Origin of the sequence: Arsenophonus nasoniae (genome assembly GCF_004768525.1) — a bacterium.
GTDB lineage: Bacteria > Pseudomonadota > Gammaproteobacteria > Enterobacterales > Enterobacteriaceae > Arsenophonus > Arsenophonus nasoniae.
The window spans coordinates 2,840,622-2,867,340 of the sequence record NZ_CP038613.1 but is presented as its reverse complement, the minus strand read 5'-3'; the positions used below and the strand labels follow the sequence as shown (position 1 = coordinate 2,867,340).

Below are 26,719 nucleotides of genomic sequence, written 5' to 3'. Positions count from 1 at the left end.
TCACTGAATTGCCGGGTAGGTTACCGACTAATTTACTTTTTCTTGATGTTAGCTATAACCAACTCACTTCACTGCCTAATGAATTTCCTAATAGCCTTCAGTTTCTCTATGTGCAAGATAATCAATTATCCCAATTACCTGCTATTATGCCTAGGTTTTTAACCCATATCGTGTTAGGTAATAATCAATTAACTGAGTTACCGCATTTTTTTGCAGATTTAATCTACCTTGATGCCAGTTACAACCGATTAACTGCGTTTCCCGTTGGTATACCTGAGGATTTGGATACTCTTATTTTGCATAATAATCAGTTGCATGCTTTACCTGCTGATTTATCTGAAGATCTAACCTTTTTTGATGTGCATAATAATCAGATAGCCACCTTACCTGAACATCTGCCTTTAATGTTAGAGTACTGTGATTTTAGTGGTAATCCATTGGACGCAATCCCGACTCGTTTTCCATTGCAATTCCCTCAATGGTTCGCTGCTGAGCATAGCATCGACATTTCAGCGGAGGCGTTAGGTAATTGGGCGGCTGATAGCAATATTACTGTTGACGAAGCTAACGGCAGGGCGATTGCCGTAGAAAGAATAACAGCTTGCATTGATAATAATAGTAATTCACTTGATTTATCCGGTTTACATTTAACCCGTTTACCCGCTCATTTACCCGCGACTATTAGCGAACTTAGAATAAATAACAATCAACTGTCAATTTTACCTAGCCATTTGCCAGCTAAGCTAAAATATTTATATGCGGCCGATAATCAGTTAAATGCTTTACCCGGCAATCTGCCTGATTCATTGGTTTACCTTGATATTAGTAGTAATCAATTGACGGCTTTGCCGAATACTTTGCCTATGATGTTACAACATTTAGATGCACATAATAATTTATTGACTAATTTGCCAACTTATATACCCGATATTTTAATGACGTTGAATGTTAGTCATAATCAGCTGGTATCCCTGCCAAATAATTTATCCAATAAATTAAAAAAACTTGACATTAGTAGTAATCAATTCACTGCTTTTCCCGACAGTTTGCCCAATCAGTTAGGGCATCTTAATGTCAGTGATAATCAATTGGAAGAAATACGGCCAGCAAGTTTCTCTGCTAAATTAAAATATTTAGATGCTAGTCATAATAAATTATTTGCATTATCTAATCATTTGCCTGATGTGCTAAGATACCTGAATGTCAGTGATAATCAGCTAACGTTTTTGCCGCCTAATCTGCCCACTCAATTAAAATATTTCAATGTTAGCAGTAATCAACTGAAAGAATTACCGGCTCACTTTCCTAATAAACTGCTTTTTCTTGATATTGACAATAATCCAGTCTCTATGGGCCATGCCCCTATTTCCATTGCTGCTACTGAAATGAAGTCGCATCCACAATTATCTGAGTTACCCCGCTCTAAATATGAATTAATTTTAGAATGGCTTGAATGGTTAAGAAAAGCACCAAAAAATGAAATACATTCCAGAAAAACTGCTTTTATGCGCATGAGTGATTGTCTTCGTTTGCAAGAAAAATCGTTTGATTTATCAAACTTAAAGCTCACTAGCCTACCCGATCATTTACCCAACAATCTGATAGCATTAAATGTTAACGATAACCAGCTGACAGCGTTGCCGGCGAAACTCCGATCTACTCTCCAAAAGCTTTATGCGGATAATAATCAGTTAACTTCTCTGCCTGCTAGCTTGCCTGCTGGATTAATACAATTAGATATTAGCCATAACCAGTTGGTGGAGTTAACCAATAATTTACCCACCACGTTGCTCGGTATAGATATTAGTTACAATCAATTGCTTCGGTTACCGGATCATTTACCGGCTGGTTTACTATTACTCAATGCTGATCATAACCAGTTAACCTTCTTGCCTGATAGCCTGCCGGCCGGTTTAACCAATTTGGCGGTTAGTAATAATCAATTAAAAACATTAACCAATCATTTGCCAAATTCAATAATGAGGATTGATGTCAGTAATAATCAACTTACTGCGCTGCCTGATCATATGCCCAATAAATTAGTAAAATTTAACTTTACCGGCAATCGACTGAGTGCTGAATTAATGCAACAGCCGATTAATCTTACCCTGGCGGCCGGTTCAAGATGGGATTATGCCAGCTTGACCTCTGATCGTAAGGTGTCAGGTTGGCAACTACCCGCGGTGAATTTTCAGCATGAGGGGGAAAGCAGTCGTTTTAATGGCCAATTAATTATTCAGTTGGAAAATGATCCGCTAGTGAGAGAGGCGGCGATCCAATTAACCAAAAAACATCCGCAAATATCGGTTTTAGTCCAGTTAGATAGCCAGGGTGATACTTTTATTGTACATGGCAATATCGAACATTTGCGGCCGCAAACAATGCAGCGTTGGCAGTTAGTCGGTCATGGCCGGGAAAGCCTTCTTGATGGAGAACATATCAACCTGGCCTGGCGTGAAGCTAAATCGTTGGCACAGCAGTTAAAACAATTGGCGACGGATTTTGGGATAACGGTTTCGCCGAAACATATCAATCTGGTTGGCTGTTCGTTGGCTGACGATAAGCAGCAAACCAGTTATGTCAGACAATTTGCTGATGCTTTAGATGAAACGATTCGGCCCTATACTGTCTCTGCCTATTCGGCTAAGTTGATGGTCAATGATGAGGGCAGAAAACGGTTGACTGAAGCGGGTAATAAAACCACGCTGTTTTTTAATAACGAGAAAAGTGAATGGCATATAGAGAAAGTGGCTGGCAAAACAGTTAATAACCTGACAAAAACAGGGATTGAACCAGCGACTTTAGGGGCGCCTGCCAGGCTGGAGGCTATCTCTTATAAATTAATCTCTTTCATTAAGCAGGCTGAGCAATTTCAGTCGACTATGAGTCAGTTTTATCATTATCATCGTTTATCGCTACAAAAGTGGCTACCACTTTTTACCAGTTTTAACAAAAGTAAAGTACAGCCGGGCAGTTATGATTTACATTTTATTCATAATGAGACCAATCAATTAAAGAAATTAGTCACTAATAATAAACATATTATTGATTTTATTAATAAATGTAATCAATATCTGGAAATGATTATCAAAGTTTATTATTACAATGGTAAAACATTGGCTCTACGCAGTAATAGTAATATAACGGATGTTGATAGTGTACATGGATTAAATGCGGCTTTCCTAATCAAAGAATTGATCCCTTGGTTTGCCAATAAACATCGGCTTGGTGTAGTGGATGGTGAGTTATCAGACACCTTAAGTATGGCACTGAATATACACACTTATCTCAATTTAACGCAAATGGTGCATGGGACAGTGGAAGATACCGTGCGGTTGGTTAATTTATATCAAATGGTTGCCTACCAGGGGCAGCAGGCAACGAAAGGATTATTGAGCCCCTTGTTTTATGGCAGCTACTTCTTAGGTGGAGTATTTAATATTGCCAGTATCGTTTTGGATAGCATTGAATTAGCGCATGCGCAAAATGATCTGCAACGAGCGGTTTTTAGTGCTCAGTTAGGGGTTGATATTGTTAATTTAGCAGTTATTGGTATAGGAATAGGGGCTAGTATGCTAGGGGCAACTACGGTTGCAACCTTTGCTGGTGCGTTAGCTGTCCCATTGGCCGGGGTAGGGGTGGGTATCACCGCGTTGGCTGAAGCATTTGGTAATGTAAGCCATCATGTTCAGATAGTTGGCAACTATTTTGCCGATGTTGATTTAGCTTATAAAGCGGGTGGTTATCGGTTGGTAACGAAAAAAATACCTGGCAGTGATATGACGATTACGATTATGCAGCCGCTACCGGAGGCCGTCATTACCGAGCTGGACTTACGCCACAATACACTGACTTATGATAGCCAATATCTTTATCGTAATGATCCTACGCACTCGGTTGGTTCAGGTCATAGTAATTATTTCTTCTTCTGGCCCAATCGTGACCTAAATCGAGATAAAAGTCAGGCGATCAATGTTCGACAGGGATTGGGCTATCAAGATAGTCAGAATTTTAAACCTGGTGAGCACGCGTTGCTCCTACCAGGCACGCCTATCAGCTACTTATATTATCATTATATGACCTTACCCTTTGTCACTGCGCGAGGTGATAGGGGATTTGAGCTATTAAGAAAACTGGAAGAAGATGGTCGCTTTGACTTTGATTTTTATGCTTTTCCTGGTGAACGCGCAATCTATAGGCTTATACCCGATTATGTTGCAACTCCGATTAAAGTGATTTTGGACGATCGCGACAGGGATTTGGTGATGCCAACATTGCCAGTGGATTTTCAGCTCTATATTAGTTATCAGTTGGTTGGAGGTGAGGGAGAATATCGGATTAGTTTAGCGAAAGAGGGATCAGTAACCTTGCTATCCGATAATGCCAATACGCGTTGGCTATTGGATGCCCGTTATCTTAGCCCGGGCACCAATCTACAGGTTAGTGAGGTAGATAACTGTCTCTATATTGATAATGTAACGGTAACGTTACCGAAAAGAGCCAAACAGATTGTGGTGGTAAATAAACAGGGAACTTATGTCTTTGATGAAAAGAGTAAACAAATGCATCTCACTCATGTGGATGGCCGCTATTTCAATAATAGTGATGCACTGGATAAATATCTTAAAACGCTAGCCGATAGTCAGTACCACTCTTCGGCATTTGTGATCATCGATGACTATCAACCGGATATTGGCGGAGGTAACGTGGGGAGAGCCTATTATGAGACCGCTCGTGACCGTATGATTTATACTAATCTGCCGGTTTCGGCCGACTTTCTGAACAAAGCGATTTTAGCCAAAGTTGAAGGCGATAAAGCCTGGTTTTATCGCGATACCACAATTTGGCAGGTCGAAATTAGTACGGGACAGTTATTGCGGCAATATCTGCCATTTGATTTTTCGGCTGCGAGTCACACAGACATCCGTAGCTATACGATCCAGGAAAATGGCCAATTGCTGTTTGTAATTGAGCAGAATGGCATGCGTTGTGTTTATACCGTTGAGGATGCAGCGCTGTATTTGGTTGCGATTCATGGCAGTAAGGCTATGTTGAACCTGTTAAATAGTCTCAAACAGCTGGTAGATTTTATTGGGCAAAATAAAAATCCGGTGTTGCTGTTATCTGAGGCTAACCAATTTGACGCTTCCCCATCCCTTGATATCGACCAATTAGATAAGCATGTTTCATCAGCTACTCTTATTCCCAGTCAGTTGGCAGAAATAGTCTATTTATCTGGTTATAATGACGGCCAAAGGCAACATTACTGGTTAATAACCAAGGGTCAGTATGAAAATAATGTGATCCACTTAAATTTAGTCGCTCAATCAGAGCGTGATGCGCTACCCCATGCCGATGAGGTAATTGCCAACCCAGCGCAGAGGTCAGCATCGCTGGCAGAATTTATTCTTGTGGCGACCGCGACAGGTGAGTCAACCGGTTATTACTTTTATAATCCACAAACCCATGCGCTCTATTTTCAACCAGATAATGGTTTCTCCAATAGCCAGGCGCAATTGGTTGCCAGCAATATTCGCTCACTTTTTCCGATTAATAATAAATTATTTTGTCAGCGAGAAGATGGGATATTTAGTTTACTGGATAACCAGGGGAAAAACGTATTAATCGGCGTTTCACAGGACTGGTTACATCAGCATAGTGACAGGGTTATATTAGATTTGAATAAGCTGATTGATGCGGTGCCACACGCAGCCGATTACCTCATATTGCAGGGCTTACAGGATCGAGAGGGAAATCCGGTAAGAGCTTGGTATGATAGTAACGTTGGTTGCATAGTACAAGCGGCAAGCAGTTTAGATAGTAATCATGAACTGATTTACTTAGGGTTATCAAACGATCGACGGGAAGCATTAATTTATGATAATGATGAGCAACAGCAATATCGTTTTTTACAACCCACCAACGTTACATTGACGCCGACAGAAACAGGACTTTTGATCTCAGATATTCCGGCCGATCCTTTATGGGCCACTTTTGCTTAGCTATATTGACATAATAATTAGGTTGTGATTGAAATAAAACCATTGATATTTCCGTTATCAATGGTTAGTTTTATATTGACGCTAGAAAATTTTCAGATTAAGAGAGAATATTTATATTGGCGAGTTTATTTTAAAAATAACTAACTATTTTAATATGTTAAATATTTACTAGTTAATTAAATGCTTCCATTCGATATATTATTCACTTGTTATTGTAATTGTTTACATTAATATTTATTTTCAACATTGAGCCGGTTTATTTTTAAACTGTCTTAACTCACTCTACTACTTATATATCACTGCTATACTCAATTTCTTTATCAATAAATTTTCCTTTATCGCAACATGTAATGCCATGTTCATATTGGAGACTTATTTCTGAAAGAATACTTATTACTGAGATAATAAATAAAATGAATGCAGAAAATAATATTAAGTTGCATATGATCGAGTGGAAAAAATGGGCGAATCAAGCGCATTTAGAACCAACAGAATATAGAGATATTGCTTTACAGAGAATAATTGATTGTTTAAAAAATAAAAGTATCTTTCTTGATTTATCGGGTTTAGGGTTAACTTCTTTACCTGATCATTTACCGAATAATATACGCTTTCTTGATATTTATAGTAATCAATTAACTCAGTTACCGAGTACTTTACCCAACGCATTAAAAAGTCTGGTTGCAAGTAATAATCAATTAATTGATTTACCTGATTATTTGCCAGAGAATTTAACTAAGCTTGATGTTCATAATAATAAGCTAGCAAGTTTACCGACTAACTTACCTGGTAATTTAGATTTACTTGATGTTCATAATAATCTGCTCACTGATTTACCTGCTAGTTTACCTACTGCTTTAAAATATATTTCTCTCAGTAGTAACAAACTAACGGTATTACCGAATCATTTACCCGATGGATTAGAAATTATAAATGTTGATAATAACCAGTTAGGTAGTTTACCTAATCATTTGCCTACAGCTTTAAACCGGTTAATTGCCAGCAATAATAAATTAATTACACTACCTAATAGCCTACCGAATGGATTAATAGAATTAAAACTTAATGATAATCAAATAACTGATTTACCCACTCATTTACCCGAGCGGTTGCAAAATCTGGATGTGACTAATAATCGGCTGAAAATTTTACCTGATAATTTACCTGATTCGTTAACCTATCTTATTGCTAATAATAATCAGTTGGTAAGTTTGCCAGAGAGTTTGCCAGGATCTTTGGCTTATCTGTTAATTAATAATAATCAATTGGTCAATTTACCTGAGACTTTACCGGCTAATTTAGTTGATCTTTATGTAAATAATAATCCGTTAATCGCCATATCCGATAAGCTACCCGATAATTTAAAGCATTTAGCTATCAATGGAGCCAGTTTAATTTCGTTACCTAATCATTTACCCAGTAATCTAATTGCCCTTAGTGTTACAAATAGCCAATTATCTTTTTTACCCGATACACTGCCGACTGATTTAAAAAGACTTGATGTGCATGGTAATCAATTGCAAAAATTACCTGCTATTTTGCCAGCGAATTTAATGAGTTTGAGCGTCAGCAATAACAAATTACTTGGTTTGCCTAATGAGTTGCCAAACATGTTAATTTATCTTAATGCCAATGATAATCAGCTAGCCGCTTTACCAAAATATTTGCCGGCAGAATTGGAATATCTGAATGTTAGTAATAATCAATTGACTAAATTAGCTGATAATTTACCAAATAAATTAAAACATATTAATATTAATGGTAATTTTATTAGCAAGTTACCTAATCATTTACCCGATTTTTTAGAAGGTCTTGAAGTACGAAAGAATAAGTTAACTGATTTGCCTAATAATTTACCCTATAACTTAGTATTACTCGATGCCAGTAATAATCATTTGGATCATTTGACTGATAAATTGCCTTATAAATTAAAAAGCCTGATTGTCAGTAATAATAAACTGACAGCCTTACCCGAAACTTTACCTCACTGGTTAGTTACCATCGATGTTAGCAATAATCAATTGAGTCATTTACCTAATGATTTACCTGCTGCTTTAAAATATCTCACCGCTAGCAATAACCAATTAAAAATGTTACCGCTCAATTTACCAACAACATTGAAAAATCTACTCATTGAACATAATTCATTAAATGTTTTGGACTATGTTTGGCCAGCTAAACTTGAAAAATTGAATATTAGCGATAACAAATTAATTAGTTTGCCGAATAAGTTACCCAATTCATTAAAAAGCCTGATTGCGCAAGATAATCAAATAACTAGTTTGCCCAAACATCTGCCCAATCAGTTAGTAGAATTTGATGTTAGTGGTAACCCATTAGTCACGCTATCTTCGGAACAATTGGGGATGCTTGCACGTTACAATACAGAAGGCCAACCTCAGACTGAATGGTCGGTGTGGGTAAAACAAGCATCAGCAGGCGAACAAAGAGATATTGCCTTGCAAAGAATTGTTGATTGCTTGAATAACAAGCATACCGTGCTTGATTTATCAGATTTAGCACTCACTTCTTTGCCTAATTACTTACCCGCGACATTAAATGAAATTATTGCTAATAATAATCAACTAACTCAGTTACCGGATATACTGCCTGATAAGTTAATAACCCTCAATGTTAGCAACAATCGATTAACGCAGCTGCCAAATAAACTAGCAGATAAGTTAATAACGCTTAATGCGAGTCATAATGAATTAAGGCATTTACCTGATCAATTGCCTAATGGGTTAATTGATCTTACGGTTACTCATAATCAATTGACGACGCTATCGAATAATTTACCTGATTCTTTAAAGTATCTAATTATCAGTCATAATCAATTTACTCAATTGCCGGATAAATTACCTAATTCTTTAAGGTATCTTACTGCTAATAATAACCAACTAAGTAGCCTACCCGATAATTTGCCTGCTTCGATAAAGTATCTTACGGTTGCTAATAATCAACTTACTGAGTTACCGAGCTCTTTGCCGAATGAGTTAATTGAGCTTACCGTCAGTCATAATCCTTTAGTTAAGTTACCGGATACGCTACCCAATACATTAAAAAATCTTATTGTTAATTCTGCATGGTTAACTGAATTGCCGAGTAAACTACCGACCACGTTAAATGTGTTGGAAGTTTATAATAATCGATTAATTAAACTGCCCGTTAATTTGCCAGATTCATTGATATTACTGGATGTGAATAATAACCAGCTACCAGTCTTACCTAAACACTTACCTGATAGTATAAAAATTCTTGATGTCAGTAATAATCAATTAACCAGTTTGCCGCTGATTATGCCAGGCATGTTAGAAAATCTTTATATTCGTAATAACCGATTGAAGACGTTGCCCAACACGCTACCGAATAAATTAAAAAATTTAGATGTTAGTCATAACCAACTCAATTTATTACCAGACCATCTACCCGATGCTCTACAGTATTTTTATCTTAGTCACAACCGATTGACTGAGTTAACCGATAATTTGCCTGATAGCTTATTAGGTTTGGATGTTGATGGTAATCAGTTAGTGACCTTACCGCATCATTTACCAAATGATTTATCTGAACTTATTGTTAGAAATAATAAGTTAAAGGCATTACCTGCGCAATTACCTAATAAATTAGAATATCTAACCGCTAACAATAATCAGTTGACAGTTATACCTAATAATCTATCAAAAACATTAAAATATATTAATGTTAGCAATAATCAATTAATTGCATTACCCGATAGTTTACCGGGAACGGTAAGACAGCTCGATGTTCATAATAATCTACTCGAAGCTTTGCCAGTGAGTTTACCGTATGCCTTATCTGTGCTGGATATTAGCAGCAATAAGTTGGCAAATTTGTCAGTTAATTTGCCTCGTCTTTTGCTTAAACTTGATGTTAGTGATAATCGCTTGATAGCATTACCTAATAATTTACCCAACGATTTACAGGTACTTGACGCGAGCCAAAATAAACTGTTTGCTTTACCCGATCACTTACCTAAAAAATTAGCAGAACTGAAACTTACTCATAACAAACTAACTTATTTACCCGATAATTTGCCTGATGAGTTAGCTTTTCTTAATGTTTCATACAATAAATTGGCGACTTTAACGGATAAACTACCCGCTAAGTTAATCGAACTCTATGTGAATGATAATTTATTAACATCTATTCCCAATCATTTACCAGAACATAAGCACGCCTTTGGCGTGAGCATCGCGGCAAAGGCGCTCTATTTCTAGGCAATTCCCTTCTCGTCTTTTATACTCTGCTCTATGTACATCCCCAGACCTGCAAAACTGCTATTTCAATACGATGACGGATGGAACCTTTTCATCGAAAATAATTACGTGGATGAATGGCAACTACTCTCTGTCGAAAAGATGCTCGCCTGCAGCACCTGCGCTATGGGCGTTCGCCGTTATTGCTGTTCTTCACCTGAATGCTCTCATTCACGCTTCTTTTGTCAAACCTGTAAATCCAAAGCCTGCAGTGCGTGTGGCCTCAAAGGCACCGAACAGTGGATTGCCCAGCAGCGCCATATTTTGCCGGATTGCGAATGGCAACATATTACCCTCACTATGCCTCACCTACTTTGGCTTTTTTTTAACAATAACTGGTACTTGCTCAACCAACTCTTTCGCTGTGCAACCCGCGCCATGCTCAAACACGCCAAGCGCCAAGGCCTAGAAATTGGCATTTTGTGCGCTGCATACTTACGGTCGCCAACTCAATCAACATCCGCATATTCATTTATCCGTCACGCGTGGGGACTCACTCAATATGACACCTGGAAACCGATTTTCTTTAAAAGAAAGACGTTGAAAAGGTCTGGCGCAGTGCGGTCATTCGACTCCTTAGGGATAACTATTTTCAGTTACAACCCAATAAATTGCCTGGCTTCGGGCACATTCGCAATTATCAGACCTGGTGCCGTTACCTCAATGCCCAGTTTCAACGTTATTGAAAGTACATTTTGCCAAAAAGACACGCGGGGCCTGGCATAATGTGAAATATCTGGGCCGTTATCTTAAACGTCCCCCTATCTCCGCTTCTCAATTGAAACACTACAGCGGCGGCACCGTGGTTCATCATTACTATGACCACCACAGCCAACAATACAGACGACAGACCTTATCCCAAGAAGAAATGATACGGCGTTATGTCAGTCATATCCCTGCGCGACATTTTAAGATAATCCGTTATTACGGTTTTTTAGCCAATCGCAAACGCGGGTGCTTATTACCGAAGGTGTATGAGGCGTTAGACATGATATCTCCTAATGTGCCTGAAAAACCTGGGTTTGGGGCCCTTATCAAAGGTTTTTTAAATACTGACTGTCACCGATCATGCAAAACTGATCCACTAACGATCATCTAAAACTGATCCACTTGGTATTATTCGCACATTTTTGTACGGATAATTTATGTTAACCAAGGAGATATTTGTGGATATTCATGTTCGCTTTGCACAAGGACAAAGCCTTCGAAAAATTGCCAGTGAGTTGGGTATATCCCGTAACACCGTAAAACATCATTTACAACAACAGACAATGCCAACTTATGCTAAAAGAAGTCAACAACCGACTAAATTATCCCCTTTAAACCTTATTTGCTTCAGCGAATTGAACTGGCTAAACCTGATTGGATCCCTGCAACAGTCTTATTTGATGAGGTAGTTGAAAACGGCTATCAAGGTGGTATTGCTCAATTACGCCGATTTGTTTGTCAATTTAAACCAAGCATTGTTCCCGAAGTAGTCGTCCGTTTTGAAACACAGCCAGGTCAACAAATGCAAATCGACTTCACCAGCATCCGGCGAGGTAAAATCGCTGAAAGCGTTTGTTGCAACGCTAGGCTATTCGCGTGCGAGTTATGTAAAGTTCTTTGATAATGAACGAGCAGAATCGTGGCAGCAAGGTTTAAGAGAAGCTTTCGACTACTTTGGTGGTGTACCACAGGAAGTATTGTGTGATAACGCAAAATCCCTCATCATCGAACGGGATGCTTATGCAGAAGGTGATCATAAATTACATGTCGAAATGCTTCAAATGTCGAAAGATTACGGGTTTAAATTGAAGGCTTGCAAGCCCTACAGGGCAAAACGAAAGGGAAAGTAGAGCGCTTTAACCACTATTTAAAACAGCTTTATCGTGCCATTAAACACCGACCTTCGTGCTCATAATCTTGAACTGGATATTGAAATAGCTAATGCAAAAGTGGGTCCATGGTTACAACGCGTTGCCCATCAGCGAATTCATGGAACAACGTTAGAGAAGCCAGCAGATAGATTAGCTAAGGAAGTTAAGTCTCTTCTACCCTTACCAGCAAGGGTTTGCCAATCTATCCCACAGACTAATACGCTTAATATCCCTATCGTACCGCCCTTGAATCTGTCAGTTTGCAACACTCAATCAGCGTATACGAAGCATTACTGGGAGGTGAACATGTTATTGCATGAACAAATTGAACACCTGTGTGAGTCATTGAAATTAAATTCTATTCCGACTCATTGGTCATCACTTGCCGAAAATGCATTGCCCAAGACAAAAGCTACGGAGAGTTTTACTGTCCCTGTTAAAATGTGAGCAACAACAACGAGATGAACGAACTCGTAATCTTTTGAGTCGGATGGCAGGATTCCCAGCACATAAAGAACTTAATACGTTCGATTTTAAGTTTGCAACGGGGATCCCCAAACAACACATACAGGAATTAAGCGCATTAACGTTTATTGAACGTAATGAAAATGTCGTGTTGCTTGGCCCAAGCGGTGTAGGCAAAAAGCATTTAGCTATTGGGTTAGGATTAAAAGCAGTACAGGCCAAGAAGAAAACCCGCTTTACCACAGCAGCTGAACTGATGTTGCAACTCTCAACTGCCAAACGACAAAATAAGCTCAAACAATATCTATCACGTTCGGTGATGGCCCCGAAGTTGTTGATTATCGATGAGATTGGATACCTGCCGTTTGGGCGAGAAGAAGCAAACCTGTTTTTCAATGTGATTGCCAAGCGTTATGAGCATGGCAGTGTCATATTGACGAGTAACCTATCATTTGGGCAATGGCCAAGTGCTTTTGCTGATGACGCAACATTAACTGCCGCTATGCTTGATCGTTTACTTCATCATTCGCATGTACTGCAATTAAGCGGTGAAAGCTACCGATTGAAAGATAAGCGGCGCTCAGGAGCAATAACTGAGTAAAACAGTGGATCAATTTTGATTGATCGGATTTAGATAAAAAGTGGATCAGTTTTCGGTGATCGTTGACACTGACCCGTACCAATGTATTTTATGTGGAAACCGATTGCGGTTTATGAGTGCGGAAAAAGGAATACACGCCGTCACTTTACTGTCAGAAAGGCGGGATAAAATGGTCAAAAAACGATGGTTACAAACCGCAGCCTAGGAGCAGTGTGCCTATTATTAGGCTTTTAGATGATAATTTAACCGAATTACTGTTCTCATGGTTAATCAACGAGAAAACTGTCAGAATTTAATAGAAATATTGAGTTCAAAACACCTCCATTAATGCCTTACTGTATTGATTGAGATTCCTAACCATGAACAGTTGGTGAAACTCGATGTTTATAATAACCCGTTAATTAAGCTGCCTGATGATTTTCCAGCCACATTACAAGATCTGGTCATTGATTCTACCTTACCGCTTCCAGAGAAAGTATTGCATCGGTTAATATCCCAAAATACCAGCAACCATTCGAATTCTATTACCGTATCAGCGATTACAGAATGGATGAAATGGACGAGTTTAGTTGATAAAGATTCGGGAGAATATAGAGACATCGCATTACAGCGGTTGATCAGTTGTCTTAAAAACGGCGAGAAGTCGCTTGATTTATCCGGTTTGGCACTAACGACTTTACCTAATCATATACCAAATAGTGTTGAAAATTTAGACGTTCACAATAATCAACTGACAACGTTTGCCGATAATTTGCCCGATAACTTAAAGCATCTTGATGCGCGGAATAATCAATTAATTTCTTTACCGACCCTTTTACCCAATACTTTAACCTATTTGGCACTGGGTAATAATCAATTAACTCACTTACCAGATTATCTGCCAGATTCATTACGCTATCTTAATGTTAGTGGTAATCAATTAAAAGTGTTGCCTGAACAATTACCCGATCAGTTAGTTTATTTTAATGCTGGTAATAATCAGTTAACTGAATTGCCAACTAGTTTGCCTGCTGGATTAGAAAATCTTTATATTCATCGTAATAAACTCACTTTTTTACCTGATAATTTACCGGATGATTTAAGAAATATTGATGTACATAGTAATTGGTTAGCGGTTTTGCCTGATAAGTGGCCAAAATTTTTACAATTTCTTTCTGTTAGCAATAACAAATTGAAGACGTTATCTAATAGCTTACCCGATGCATTACAGCATCTAAATGTCAGTGGTAATCTGCTGAGAAATCTGCCTGATCATTTACCAAATCAACTCAAAATTTTATTGGTTGACAATAATCATTTGTCTGTCATAGCCGATAATCTCCCCGCTGATTTAAATGTACTTGATGCGCATAATAATCAACTTGTTAAAATACCTATCTATTTACCCTATAAGCTTACCAGCCTTGATCTTAGTCATAATAAATTAACAAATTTGCTAACTGATTTGTCTAATAACTTAACAACACTTGATGTTAGTAATAATCGATTGAGTGATTTGCCAGATAAGTTGCCAGATAAGTTAGAAAAACTGGCTGCACATGATAATCGGCTAACAAGCTTGCCCGAACAGTTGCCAAGTAGTTTAGTAAGCCTTAATGTTAGCAACAATCAATTGGATAATTTACCTGATCATTTGCCAGAAAAATTAAGATATCTTACCGCTAATAATAACCATTTGACGCTTTTGCCGGTTAGTTTACCTTATAAAATCGAAGATTTGCATGTTCGCAACAATCAATTAACTTATTTAACTAATCAATTGCCACAAATGTTATTGAGATTAGATGTTAGTGGTAACCAATTGTGTTTATTACCAATTAATCTGCCTCATTCATTATTAGTATTAGATGTCAGTAATAACCAATTAAATAGGTTACCGGATAAGCTACCACCAGCGTTAAATACGCTTGATGCTTATAGTAACCAATTGAGTCATTTGCCTAAAGTTCTGTCAAATGAACTGCAATATATAAATGTTTATAATAATCAAATTGTTAAATTACCAGATCAGCTACCACAAGGATTAATAAAGCTAGATGTAAGTAATAATCAGTTGGCAAGCATTCCAACTGATCTACCGAATACGTTAAAAGAAATTATTTTTAATAATAATCCCGTGTTTGACAAATTGATCTCGCTACCTAATAAGTTTACCTTGACGGCATCAAGCGGAGATGCTGATACCATAGCCTCTGACCGTAATGTATCAGATTGGAAAATTTCGCCTATTCATTTTGATAATGAAGGGGAAAGTAGCCAGTTTGATGGTCAATTAATTATCCAGCTGGAAAATGATCCGATAGTAACTGAAGCTGCGCTCCAATTACTGAAAAAACATCCGCAAATATCGGTTTTAATTCAGCTTGATAGTCATGGAAATAGTTATGTTGTGTATGGCAATACAAAAGGTTTACGAGAGCAAGCTAAGCTGCGTTGGCAGTTAGTGGGTCATGGACGCGATAATCAGCTTGATGGTGATCAGGTCAGCCTGGCCTGGCGTGAGCCTAAACCGTTGGCACTGCAATTAAAACAGTTGGTGGCTGATTTAGGCATGACGGTTTCGCCAAAACACATCAATCTGGTTGGTTGCTCGTTGGCTGATGATAAGCAGCAAACCAGTTATGTCCAACAATTTGCTGAGGCCTTAGATGAAACGATTCGACCTTATTCTGTTTCTGCCTACTCATCTAAGCTGATAGTCAATGATGAAGGCAGAAAACGGTTGATGGAAGCGGGTAATAAAACCACGCTGCTTTTTAATCATGAGACAAATGATTGGCATATTGAGAAAACAGCCGCTAAAACAGTCGATAGCCGGATAAAAAATGGGATGGAAAAATCGACTTTAGGTGATCCGCTCGGGCTGGGGTCTGTCTCTTATAAATTTTTGTCTTTTATTAAGCTGGCAGAGCAATTTCAATCGACTATGATCCAATTTTATCATTATCACCAATTGTCGCTACAAAAGTGGTTACCGCTTTTCACCAGTTTTAGCAAAAGTAAAACGCAGCCAGGTAGTTATGTTTTACAGTTCATTCATCAAGAGACTCATCTACTAAAAAAATTGATTATCAATAATAAATATATTATTGATTTTATTAACAAATATAATGAATACCTAGCAATAGTTAGCAAAGCTTATCATTACAATGGTAAAACATTAGCTCTGCGGGATAATATCACTGATGCGGAGGGGGTACATGGATTAAATGCCGCTTTCCTGATAAAAGAGCTGATCCCTTGGTTTGCCAATAACCATCGGTTTGGGGTGGTGGATAATGAGTTATCAGAAACCCTTAGTACGGCAATTAATATCCACGCTTATCTTAATTTGACTCAGATAGCGCATGGGACAGTGGAGGATACCCTGAAATTGGCCAGTTTGTATCACATGGCGGTAAATCAGGGCAAACAGGCAACGAAAGGATTACTAGGCGAAGTCTTTCATTTTCATCGTGCGACTGATTTTATATTAAATTTTAGTAGCATTGCTTTGGATAGTATTGAGTTAGCTAATGCGCAAAATGATCTGCAACGTGCGGTTTTTAGTGCTCAGTTAGGGGTTGATAGCACTAATTTAGCGGTTGCTGGTGTAGGGATAGGTGCGTGGATGGCTGGAGCACAGACGACGGCTGCGTTTACTGGCGCTCTATCTGTCCCACTGGCAGGACTAGGGATAGGGGTTAGCGCGTTGGCAGAAGCGTTTGGCAAGGTAACCCATAATGTACAGATAGTCGGTAACTATTTTGCCGATGTCGATTTGGCTTATAAGCAGGGTGGTTATCGGCAGATAAAGAAAAAAATAGCTGACAGCGATGCGGTCATTATTATGGAGCCGATCCCGGGTGCAGTTATTACCGAGCTGGATTTACGCCAAAATAAACTCACTTTTGATAGTCAGTATCTCTATCGTAATGATCCTACTTATTCCAGCGGATCAGGTCACAGTAATTATTTCTTGTTCTGGCCCAATCGAGGCGTAAATCGAGATAAAAGCCAGGCGATCAATATTCGACAGGGATTGGGCTATCAAAGTAGTCAATCTAACTTTAAGCCAGGTGATGATGTTCTAATCCTGCCAGGTACGCCGATTACTTACCTGGATTATGCCTATATGATTTTACCTTTTGTCACCACACGCGATGATAGAGGCTTTGATCTATTAAGAAAACTGGAACAAGATGGTCGGTTTGACTTCGATTTTTATGCTTTTCCCGGCGAGCGCGCGATCTATAAAATTATACCCGATTATGTTTCGACACCCATCAAAGTCATTTTGGACGATCGCGATAGGGAATTGGTGATCCCTGCATTGCCGATCGATTTTCAGCGCTATATGAGTTATCAGTTAATTGGTGGTGAGGGAGAATATCGGATTAGCTTAGCGAAAGGTGTGCCAATAACCTTAGTATCAAATCATGCCAATACGCGTTGGGTATTGGATGCGCGTTACCTTAAATCGGGCACTAATATGCAGGTTAGTGAAGAGGGTGACTATCTTTATATTGATAATGTTATCGTCACGTTACCGAAAAATGCTAGTCAGATTTCGGTGATAAATAAAGAAGGGATTTTTGTTTTTGATGAAAAAAGTCAGCAAATGCATATCATTCATATGGATGCAATGCGTTTCAATAATAATTCGCTGGATGAATATCTAAAAATGTTAGCTAATATTCAGGAGCATCCGACGCCATTTGTCATTATCGATCACTATCAACCGGATAATGCGGTGGGACAGGTAGGCAGAGCTTATTATGAAACCGCTCGTAGTCGTATGATTTATACTAATCGGCCAGGTGAGGCAGAATTTCTAAGTCAAGCGGTGTTAGCTAAAGTTGACGGTGATAAAGCCTGGTTTTATCGCGATACTGCTATTTGGCAGGTAGAAATTAGCAGTGGAAAGATTATGAAACAATATCAGCCATTTAGCTTTGCAACTGAAAGTCATGACATGATTCGTAGCTATACTATACAGGGAAATGGCCAATTACTTTTTGTGATTGAACAGGGAAAGAATATGCGTAGTGTCTATATTGTTGAGGATACGGCGTTAAAATTGGTTGCCATTAATAATGATCAACGTCTATTGGCAATTCTAGATGAGATGAAAAAGCCGGTAGATTTTATCATTGAGGATCACAATAGTGGGCAGTTATTAGCTGAACGCAATAAAATTCCTTTTTTGGCGCTAGACACCCGATATGAACTTGTTTAACCAACGGCGCTTGTTCCGAGTCAGGTGGCTGATACACTCTATTTATCCGGTTATCTTGATGGACAGGAAAAGTATTATTGGATAATAACGAAAGATAAGCATGTCCATAAAACGATCAGCTTAAACCTGCCCAAAGTCAAGCCGCAAACGACTGATCCACTAGACCCTGCAAATGAGCTGCCAGAAAGTCAGTTGCCGTCATTAACTGCGATGACAGAATTTATTCTTGCGGCGAACACAACCGGTGATGCGCCCAGTTATTATTTTTACAATCCACAAAAACATGAACTCTACTTTCAATCAGATGATGGTTTATCCCATAATCAGGCGCAATTAGTTGCGAGCAATATTAAATCACTTTTTCCTATCAATAATAAGTTATTTAGTCTGCGTGATGATGGGGCATTTAGTTTGTTGGATAACCAGGGTAAAAATGTCTTACTCGGGGTTTCACAGGAGTGGTTACGTCAGCATCATGACGATGCTAAGTTAGAGTTGGATAAGCTTATTAAAGCGATGCCATACTCAACTGATTACTTAATGTTGCATGGATTGCAGGATCAGGCGGGGGATCCGATAAGAGCTTGGTATGATAGTATAGCTGGTCGGATAGTCCAGGCTGGAAGCAGTGTAGATGCGAATCATGATCTGGTTTATTTAGGGCTATCAGAAGATCGGCGGGAAGCATTGATTTATGATAATGATGAACAACAGCAATATCGTTTTTTGCAGCCCGCCATCGTCACCTTGACGCCGACAGAAAGCGGGCTCTTGATCTCAGATATTCCAGCTGATCCTTTATGGGCCACTTTTGCTTAGTCTACTTTTCAGACCATTGTTGTTTTGTTATCAAACAAAAACTGATTTTAATTATTTAGTTAGCTCTGTCGAATATCAATTTATTTGAACGTAAATATTTGGTCAGTAATTGGATGATTTATTTTTATCATTGCTGTTTTTTATCTGTTTTAATGAAGATTAAGCCAGCTTTGTTATTTAATAGGGTTGCAATAGGCTCTTAACAGATAATTAATCATCGGATTTTGTTAAATACTAGTGGCTGGATGTGGCAATATCGCGCTAGATTTTACCGGCACTATTACACATCAGAATCTTATTCTCTACGACTTGCTGCATTGCTTGTTTTCCTGGTGTGATATATTTGCGCGGATCGTTAGCATCAGGATGTTCAGATAAATATTGTTTTACTGCATCAGCAAAGGCAATCTTTAAGTCGGTGGCCACATTGACTTTACAGATCCCCAATGAAATAGATTGACGTATCATCTCTTCAGATATACCTGATGCTCCATGTAACACTAATGGAATATCAACTTGACGCTGGATCTCCGCCAGGCGTTTAAAATCAAGGTGAGGTTCATCGTGGTAGAGTCCGTGAGCCGATCCAATAGCAACGGCCAGTGAGTCTATGCCAGTTTGTGCAACATATTTTTTAGCGGCACTTGGGTCGGTATAAAAACTCTCTTTACTATCAACGATTAATTCATCTTCTTGCCCCCCTAAGCGTCCTAATTCGGCTTCGACACTTACATCGTAGCGGTGGCAAAATTGAACAACATTAGCTACTGTATCGATGTTTTCTGCAAAGGGTAGATGGGAGGCATCGATCATCACCGAGCGAACTCCGGCTTTAACTTTATGGCAGATATCGGTCAATTCTTCATGATGATCCAGATGAAGCGCAAGGGGTAGTTTGTTTAATGAAGCGGCCTGGGTGCAAATAGATACTATGTATTCAAGGCCGGCATAGGTAAAGGTACTCGGTGTACCGGCCAGAATGACCGGTGAAGCCATGTTGGCCGCAGTTTCTACCACAACTTGAATAGTTTCTAAATTGTGAACATTAAACGCCGGTATCGCATATCGCCCCCGTTGGGCATTTTTTAGCATTTCTCGGGTAGAAATTAAATACATGGTAACTCCTTAAATACCATCATTATTATGGGATCCTTTATTTTGCTGTTGTTGATGCCATAAACTGGTTAATCCTTGATGGCCACAATCCAGCGCCATATCACGAAATTTTTCTGCATCGAGACTTTGTCGTTCTAGCATCATTTCAACTGCCATTTGCATATTTGTTCCGGTTAGGACTTGCCATTGTGGATGGGGCAATGTTAACTGCGCGGCTTGATAAAAGGGTGTGCCGCCTAGTAAATCAGTAAGAAATACTAAGCCATCACCCTCATCACAAATTTTACTGGCTTGATTTAGTGCTTCATATAGATCTTCTGTTGTCATGCCTTCAGTAAAATCAATGGCAGTACATTGCAATTGTTTGCCAACAATTTGCTCCATTGCTTGCATTAAACCACTAGCAAAGCTTCCATGGCCAGTAATGACAATGCCTAACATATTTACTCCTTATAAGAATCCAACTAATTTACCGGCCAGCCCAAATAGAATGGTAATGCCGATCATTTTTACTGGTGAAAAGCCTCGTTTCAAAAAACCGTAGACGATCAGTGTGAAAGCCAGTGGTAATAAATTGGGCATTAATTTATCCAGCACATCTGTTTGTAATGCTACCTTAGCCTCACCGGCTTTTAGTACTAACGGCGTAGAGAGATGAACATAGGAAGCTACTAATGCCCCAATTACCGTCATACCGACAATAGAGGCAGCATGAGAAATATTTTTGGTATGCGTTTTTAGTATCGCAATTGCTTTAGTCCCTGCTTGATAACCGTAATGCGCTAAACCAAATCGTAAGGCAAAATGAACAATATTAAATAACAATAAGAAAACGATCGGGCCAAAAATACTACCCTGTAAAGCAAGTGAAGCACCAATACCAGCACAGATTGGTAGTAGAGTCAGCCAAAATAAGGCATCACCTATTCCCCCTAATGGCCCCATCAAGGCAACTTTAACTGCGCGAATAGTCGAAATTTTCTCTTTACTGCGCTCCATTGCTAATACTAGGCCGGATAAAAAAGTGACATCAAACGGGTGAACATTAATAAATTCCATATGCATTTTCATGGAATTGGCAAGATCTTGTGGATTTTTATGAATTTTACGTAAAGCGGGAATTAGCGTATATAACCATCCACCGGCTTGCATACGTTCATAGTTAAAAGAAGCTTGTAAAAGGAGAGAACGTAATGCCATAACATTGATGTCATAGGAAGTTAATGCTTTACCGAGGGTGTAGTGGTCTAATAAAACTGTAGAGATTTATAGCTTATAATTAAGCAAAATCTTATAGGTATAAATATGACCCGAAAAGTAAAAGTAACCTTTAGCGGAAAGCAAAAACTGGAATATGCAAAACTCATGGTTGAAGGTGGATATAGCAATATCCAAGTTGAAAAAATATCCGGTGCGGGTAAATCTGCCGTATCACGATGGAAGCAACAATATCTTGCCGAGTTAAATGGGAATACGCCTGTAAAATCAAAAGCGTTAACACCCGAGCAACAGCGCATACAAGAATTAGAAGTTCAACTTAAGCGTGCTCAGAGGGATAATGACATATTAAAAAAAGCCGCGGCTTACTTCATCCTCGACAATCAAAACTCAAAATCGTGAAGCAACTGAAAATCATGTACCCCAATTTTACGGTCACTGAGTTATGCCATCTTTTTGAAGTAAGCAGCAGTAGTTTTTATTATGAAACGAAAATACCGACAGTTGAAAATGAAAGACTGTGTGGCGAAATCAAACGTATTTTTTATACATCGGGTCAAATTTATGGCAAAAGACGTATTCAAGCCGAGTTAAAGGGTTTAGGGCACCAAATTGGCACTTATAAAATATCGAACATCATGAAATTAAATCAATTAGTTGCAATTAGACCAACGAAAAAGCACTACTATCACTCATCGGGTAACGAACATCGATATGCCCCTAATTTGCTTAAACGACAATTTTCCCCTGAACAGCATAATCACTATTATGTCGGGGATATCACGTATATTAGACATCACTATGGGTGGAGCTATTTAGCCTGTGTGTTGGATTTAGCCACCAAAGAAATTATTGGTTATGCCTTATCAACAAAACCGGATTCGAAATTAGTGAAAGAAGCCTTAGATAACGCAATTGAACGGCAATTACCGGATACGACAAGTTTGATGTTCCATTCAGATCAAGGTTGCCAATATTCATCGGAGGAGTTTAGGGCGCACCTCTTTGAACGGAAAATAACTCAAAGCATGAGTCGGCGAGGTAATTGCCTCGATAATGCCGTGATGGAAAGATTTTTTAGGAGTTTAAAGACAGAAAGACTTAACCGTTTATCGTTTATGAATCATCAATCTGTTGTCTGTGAAGTTGAAAATTATATTCAGTTTTACAATTATTATCGACGCCATTCAACGATTGGTTATTTAACGCCACATCAAAAATATCATGAACTAAAAAATGCCGCTTAGATCTTCTACAGAATTTGTTGACCATTACAGGGGTGGTATCAATATAGTCATCACTTTCTACCTGGCTGGTAGCAAGAGCTTGTGCCATGCGTTTTTCGCTTTTTTTTGCCATTTCTTCATCAGAGCCATTAAATGCCATCATTCATCTCCTGCTGATTGGTTTGTGATGGCATGTTTGCTGTCTCGCCATCATTATTACGAGTGCGGTTAAAGAAATCGATTAAAGCGATAGCAAAGGCGCCTAAAGCGATGGCGATAATCGGTAGATTAAGGAAGGTAACTGCGAGAAAACCTAAGATAAAATAAGCGACATAAGTTTTTTTCATCATGATTTTCATTAGCAAAGCGAAGCCGATTGCCGGCATCATACCACCAGCAACTGCCAGCCCATCGAGTAGCCATTGTGGGGCTTTTTGTACCATAGTACTGGCGGCGGCAGCGCCGTAATAAATCGGTAAGAAGGCAACGATAAAGTAAAAACAGAATAGAATAATAATGCCAAGATAGTTTACCCACTCAACGCCGCGCCAATTGAGATTTTTGACCATTTGATCGCATTTATGCATCATGGGTGAATAAAGCGTAAATAATAGGGTAATGCAACCTTGCACCGCAATCGAAAAAGGAATGGCAATGCCAATAGCAACTTTAGGATCAGACTGGGTGAGAATCGCAAAAGCAGTGCCAATAATACCGCCGATAACCACATTAGGGGGTTGCGCACCAGCAAGTGGCACCATCCCCATCCAAACAAGTTCTAATGTTCCGCCAACTAATAGACCGGTCTGCACATCACCTAAAATTAACCCGACAATGGGTCCTATAACAATCGGACGATGAAGATGAGTGAGCCCATCAAATAGATCAACGCCGGCAATGCCTGCTAATAAGGCGATCAATAATGCATCAGTGAACATATTTGCCTCCATTAATTCAGCAGATTGGTAATATTTTCACCCGTTTCGTCTGGCACGCGGCGAATTTCACAGGGGATGCCTAATTGACTAAGCTGACGAAAAGCCTCTATGTCACTGTGATCAACGGAAACGGTTTTATGGATCTGTTTTTTTCCTTCGCAGAAATGCATATTACCAATATTGACAAAATTGATGGGTACCTCGCCTTTTACTAGCGTCAAAACATCTTGCGGGGTTTTGCAAACAATGAAAATTTTCTGCCGCTGTGCTGCCTTATGAATAATGTCGATCGTTTTTTGTAAGGTAAAATAGCGGGTTTGGACGCCATCGGATACCACCATGTCCATTAGTGATTGCTGAACTGGATCATTGGCGGCTTCATCATTGGCAACCACAACTAAGTTGGCCCCCAGTGAATTGGTCCAAGTGATACCGACTTGGCCATGGATCAGACGATTGTCAATTCGAGTCATTAAAATGTTTGGGGGGGACATATATGCTCCTTATTATTGTTCTACTTGCATGTAGGGATAAATATGGACACCTTTTACTACCCGATTTACTTCACCGGTTGGACAGGGATTATCAGGTGATAGCCCTAAAAATAGTGAAGTTTCGACTGCGATTAATTGCAAAAATAGTAGGTAGGGAAAAATAAGCCAAATATCAGCAAGCTTGGTGTTAAGTTCAATGGCATTGCTATCAGGTAGACTACTTAAAGCCAGGATATTTTTTGCCCGTCCATCCTGTTTTAATTCATTAAGCAGATCCAGATCATAACGTCGGCAATAGGCTTGTTGAGAAAGGAGAATAATGACTAAGGTTTCTTTATCAATAAAAAACTTTGGCCCATGGCGTACTCCCATCGTTGAGTCATAACGGGTGGCCACTTACCCTGCGGTTAACTCTAGCATTTTAAGCGCAGCTTCCTCGCTAATACCGGTAAAACAGTGGGAGCCCAAAACTATCATGCGCTTGAAACCTTGTTGAATGACAGGTTGAATAATCCTTTGCCAGTTGGCCGCTTGCTTTTCACACAAAGTGGTTAATGTGGTTAAATTTTGTTGCGCATGACTTAAACTTGAATTGCCTAATAGCAATATGGTTGCTAATGCCATACAACTAAAACTGGATGTCATTGCAAAGCCACGATCGTTTGATCCTTCAGGCATAGTGAGTAAACAGACATTTGCTCTGTTTTTTGCATAGTCTGTCAGTGTGCTTTGGAGGTTACAGGTTAATATTAAATGATGGCACTCTGTTAGGCATTGATCGGCGAGCTTTATGGCTGCAACACTCTCCAGACTATTACCTGAACGGGCATAAGAGACAAATAAAGTGGGTTTACTTTTGTCCAGATATTGCCCTGGTGTCGGTACAATATCCGTTGACGCAAAGGCATAAACGTTTAAATGTCTATGTTCACGTAACCAAGGTGGATTGATTTGCCAACAAAGGCTGAAGAGCCGGCGCCACACAGAATAATCTGTAAATTAGTTTGTTTTAGTAATGGCTGAAGGAAGTTTTGCCACATTGCTGAATTATCTGTTAGCGTCTGATATAAGTTACGCCATAACTGAGGTTGTTGCTGGATTTCTTGTACTGTATATTGCGCCTTATGGTTTTTAAGCCATAGGGGATCATATGAGAAAAAAGGGATCATAATACAACGGCTCCTTCTGTTTTTGTCTCACAAGCGATGGCATAATGCATTAATACCGAACGAATTTTATCCTTTACCCATGCTTTCGGATCCGTCGCTGATAAGCGACCTGCATTAATGGCTGCCATTTGTTCTGGCAGATATTGGCTTAACATGGAGAGGGGCACTGGATGCTGACGTAAGTTGGTTAATAACTTTTCAACTGCCGCCTCGACTTTGGGATTTGCCCAATAATAACGAATGCGATCGCTTAAACTGTATTGGCGAGCAATATATTGCTGATGGGCACTGCCTTGGTAATAAGGTCGCCAGTAATTTGGTTGTTCCATCATCACTTGTTCAAGGGTTTCACTAAGATGCGCGGCTGCAAGCTCTCCATTCCATTCACGATCTAATTTATCAAGTGCAAACAGACCTTCGCGCAAGGCAAAGGTTAATGCCGGCCCCACTTTTAAAATAGCAAAATGATCGCGTACCAAATTTTGGTAGGTTTGTGGTGTTTGATAATCTGTTGAGTGGGCTTCGTAAACGATATGAGGATGGCTTTCAATATATTGGCTAAGCACTTTCGCTTTTTCTGGCTGATAGTGTTCTACTTGGTGATGGCCAAATTCAACGCCTGGCTGAACAACTAAAGCGATGACTCTAGGCCAAACGTCGGTGAGTCCTATATTGTGCCAAGTATTTTGATGAATATTAAGGGTCTTAGCGGCGGCTTGAGCTGATGTGATTTGTATTTTAGCAAGCGCTGATTTAACGCCACCAGGGATAGGAACTTCAGTACCAATAACATAAACCGGTGCTTCACCGCCATTTTCTCGCCAACTGCGTTCCGCCACTGCGCACAAACGGGCTGCTCGTTGCGCAACAATGTCGTCGGTTAACGGTGTTGCATCATCGGCACAAGCCATTGAACAATCAAGATGGATTTTTCGAAATCCTGCTTTGACATAGTCATAAATCAGTGTTTCTGAAAATGTCATGGCGTGTTCTGCACTAAGTTTCTGCCAGACATTAGGTCCTAGATGATCACCCCCTAGCCAAATTTGTTGGGTGGGAAACTCCAGTTTATTCGCGATGTTAAATATTTTATCGCGAAAATCGCTGGGTTGCATGCCAGTATAGCCGCCAAATTGATTGACTTGATTGGAGGTAGCTTCAATTAATACCGCTGTTTTTCTTTCTTTTGCAACCTGTAAAGCACTTTCTAATACCCAAGGGTGGGCGGAACAGACCGAATAGATCCCGACTGCATCACCTGATTTGTGACGATGAATCAGTTGTAATAGCGACTGCATAATATTTCCCTGCTAG

At 39.3% G+C, this 26,719-nt stretch carries 10 protein-coding genes and 7 pseudogenes; 9 read left to right on the top strand and 8 right to left on the bottom strand.

Features of this window, described 5'->3' with window-relative positions; translation table 11 throughout:
* Nucleotides 1–8 precede the first annotated feature (8 nt).
* The 8 genes and pseudogenes from ArsFIN_RS14620 to ArsFIN_RS14585 all read left to right on the top strand — a co-directional run bounded on the left by ArsFIN_RS14620 (nt 9) and on the right by ArsFIN_RS14585 (nt 19,244).
* Nucleotides 9–6,002: a TcdA/TcdB pore-forming domain-containing protein gene (locus ArsFIN_RS14620; protein ID WP_135677929.1), complete on the top strand. Its 5,994-nt coding sequence runs from the start codon at nt 9–11 to the stop codon at nt 6,000–6,002.
* Between the two features lie 413 nt (nt 6,003–6,415).
* Nucleotides 6,416–10,243 carry a leucine-rich repeat domain-containing protein gene (locus tag ArsFIN_RS14615; protein WP_051297024.1) on the top strand — a complete coding sequence of 1,276 codons (3,828 nt, stop codon included), beginning with the start codon at nt 6,416–6,418 and terminating at the stop codon, nt 10,241–10,243.
* Between the two features lie 33 nt (nt 10,244–10,276).
* A pseudogene (locus tag ArsFIN_RS29155) lies at nt 10,277–11,339 on the top strand (IS91 family transposase); the annotation flags it as partial.
* An 88-nt stretch (nt 11,340–11,427) separates the two neighbouring features.
* A pseudogene (gene istA / locus ArsFIN_RS14600) lies at nt 11,428–12,461 on the top strand (IS21 family transposase).
* Nucleotides 12,448–13,207 (top strand): annotated as a pseudogene (istB, locus tag ArsFIN_RS14595) (IS21-like element helper ATPase IstB). The pseudogenes istA and istB overlap by 14 nt, the downstream one beginning before the upstream one ends.
* A 67-nt stretch (nt 13,208–13,274) precedes the next feature.
* Nucleotides 13,275–13,412, top strand: a pseudogene (locus ArsFIN_RS26475) (IS91 family transposase); the annotation flags it as partial.
* Nucleotides 13,413–13,577: 165 nt separating this feature from the next.
* Entirely contained in the window at nt 13,578–18,425 is a 4,848-nt protein-coding gene (locus ArsFIN_RS14590; protein ID WP_026823749.1) for a TcdA/TcdB pore-forming domain-containing protein, read from the top strand.
* Nucleotides 18,426–18,449: 24 nt separating this feature from the next.
* A complete protein-coding gene (locus ArsFIN_RS14585; protein WP_026823750.1) occupies nt 18,450–19,244 on the top strand; it encodes a hypothetical protein in 795 nt (264 codons plus the stop codon).
* A gap of 261 nt (nt 19,245–19,505) precedes the next feature.
* On the opposite strand, the gene ArsFIN_RS14580 is transcribed toward ArsFIN_RS14585, so the two are convergent.
* The 3 genes and pseudogenes from ArsFIN_RS14580 to ArsFIN_RS14570 all read right to left on the bottom strand — a co-directional run.
* Entirely contained in the window at nt 19,506–20,360 is an 855-nt protein-coding gene (locus tag ArsFIN_RS14580) for a tagatose bisphosphate family class II aldolase (RefSeq protein WP_026823751.1), read from the bottom strand.
* A 9-nt stretch (nt 20,361–20,369) separates the two neighbouring features.
* Nucleotides 20,370–20,801 (bottom strand): PTS galactosamine/N-acetylgalactosamine transporter subunit IIA, encoded by a 432-nt coding sequence (gene agaF, locus ArsFIN_RS14575; protein ID WP_026823752.1) that lies wholly within the window; start codon nt 20,799–20,801, stop codon nt 20,370–20,372.
* Nucleotides 20,802–20,810: 9 nt separating this feature from the next.
* Nucleotides 20,811–21,590 (bottom strand): annotated as a pseudogene (locus ArsFIN_RS14570) (PTS system mannose/fructose/sorbose family transporter subunit IID); the annotation flags it as partial.
* A 75-nt stretch (nt 21,591–21,665) separates the two neighbouring features.
* Between ArsFIN_RS14570 and ArsFIN_RS14565 the strand changes: the two are divergent.
* Nucleotides 21,666–22,825 (top strand): IS3 family transposase gene (locus ArsFIN_RS14565; protein WP_135677411.1). Its coding sequence is split into 2 segments (ribosomal slippage): nt 21,666–21,945 and nt 21,945–22,825, totalling 1,161 coding nucleotides; the frame shifts between segments, so codons are not numbered across the junction.
* A gap of 28 nt (nt 22,826–22,853) precedes the next feature.
* Here the strand turns inward: ArsFIN_RS14565 and ArsFIN_RS27570 are convergent.
* The 5 genes and pseudogenes from ArsFIN_RS27570 to ArsFIN_RS14540 all read right to left on the bottom strand — a co-directional run.
* Nucleotides 22,854–22,964: pseudogene (locus ArsFIN_RS27570) on the bottom strand (PTS N-acetylgalactosamine transporter subunit IID); the annotation flags it as partial.
* The gene (agaW, locus tag ArsFIN_RS14555; protein WP_406934084.1) at nt 22,954–23,754 is read right to left on the bottom strand and encodes a PTS N-acetylgalactosamine transporter subunit IIC; all 801 of its coding nucleotides are present in this window, start codon (nt 23,752–23,754) and stop codon (nt 22,954–22,956) included. The pseudogene ArsFIN_RS27570 and the gene agaW, both read right to left, overlap by 11 nt.
* Nucleotides 23,754–24,236 (bottom strand): PTS N-acetylgalactosamine transporter subunit IIB, encoded by a 483-nt coding sequence (gene agaV / locus ArsFIN_RS14550; RefSeq protein ID WP_026822285.1) that lies wholly within the window; start codon nt 24,234–24,236, stop codon nt 23,754–23,756. Before agaV ends, agaW begins: the two co-directional genes overlap by 1 nt.
* Nucleotides 24,237–24,248: 12 nt before the next feature.
* A pseudogene (locus ArsFIN_RS14545) lies at nt 24,249–25,405 on the bottom strand (SIS domain-containing protein).
* A complete protein-coding gene (locus ArsFIN_RS14540) occupies nt 25,402–26,703 on the bottom strand; it encodes a D-tagatose-bisphosphate aldolase, class II, non-catalytic subunit (RefSeq protein WP_026822289.1) in 1,302 nt (433 codons plus the stop codon). The pseudogene ArsFIN_RS14545 and the gene ArsFIN_RS14540 overlap by 4 nt, the downstream one beginning before the upstream one ends.
* Between the last annotated feature and the right edge of the window lie 16 nt (nt 26,704–26,719).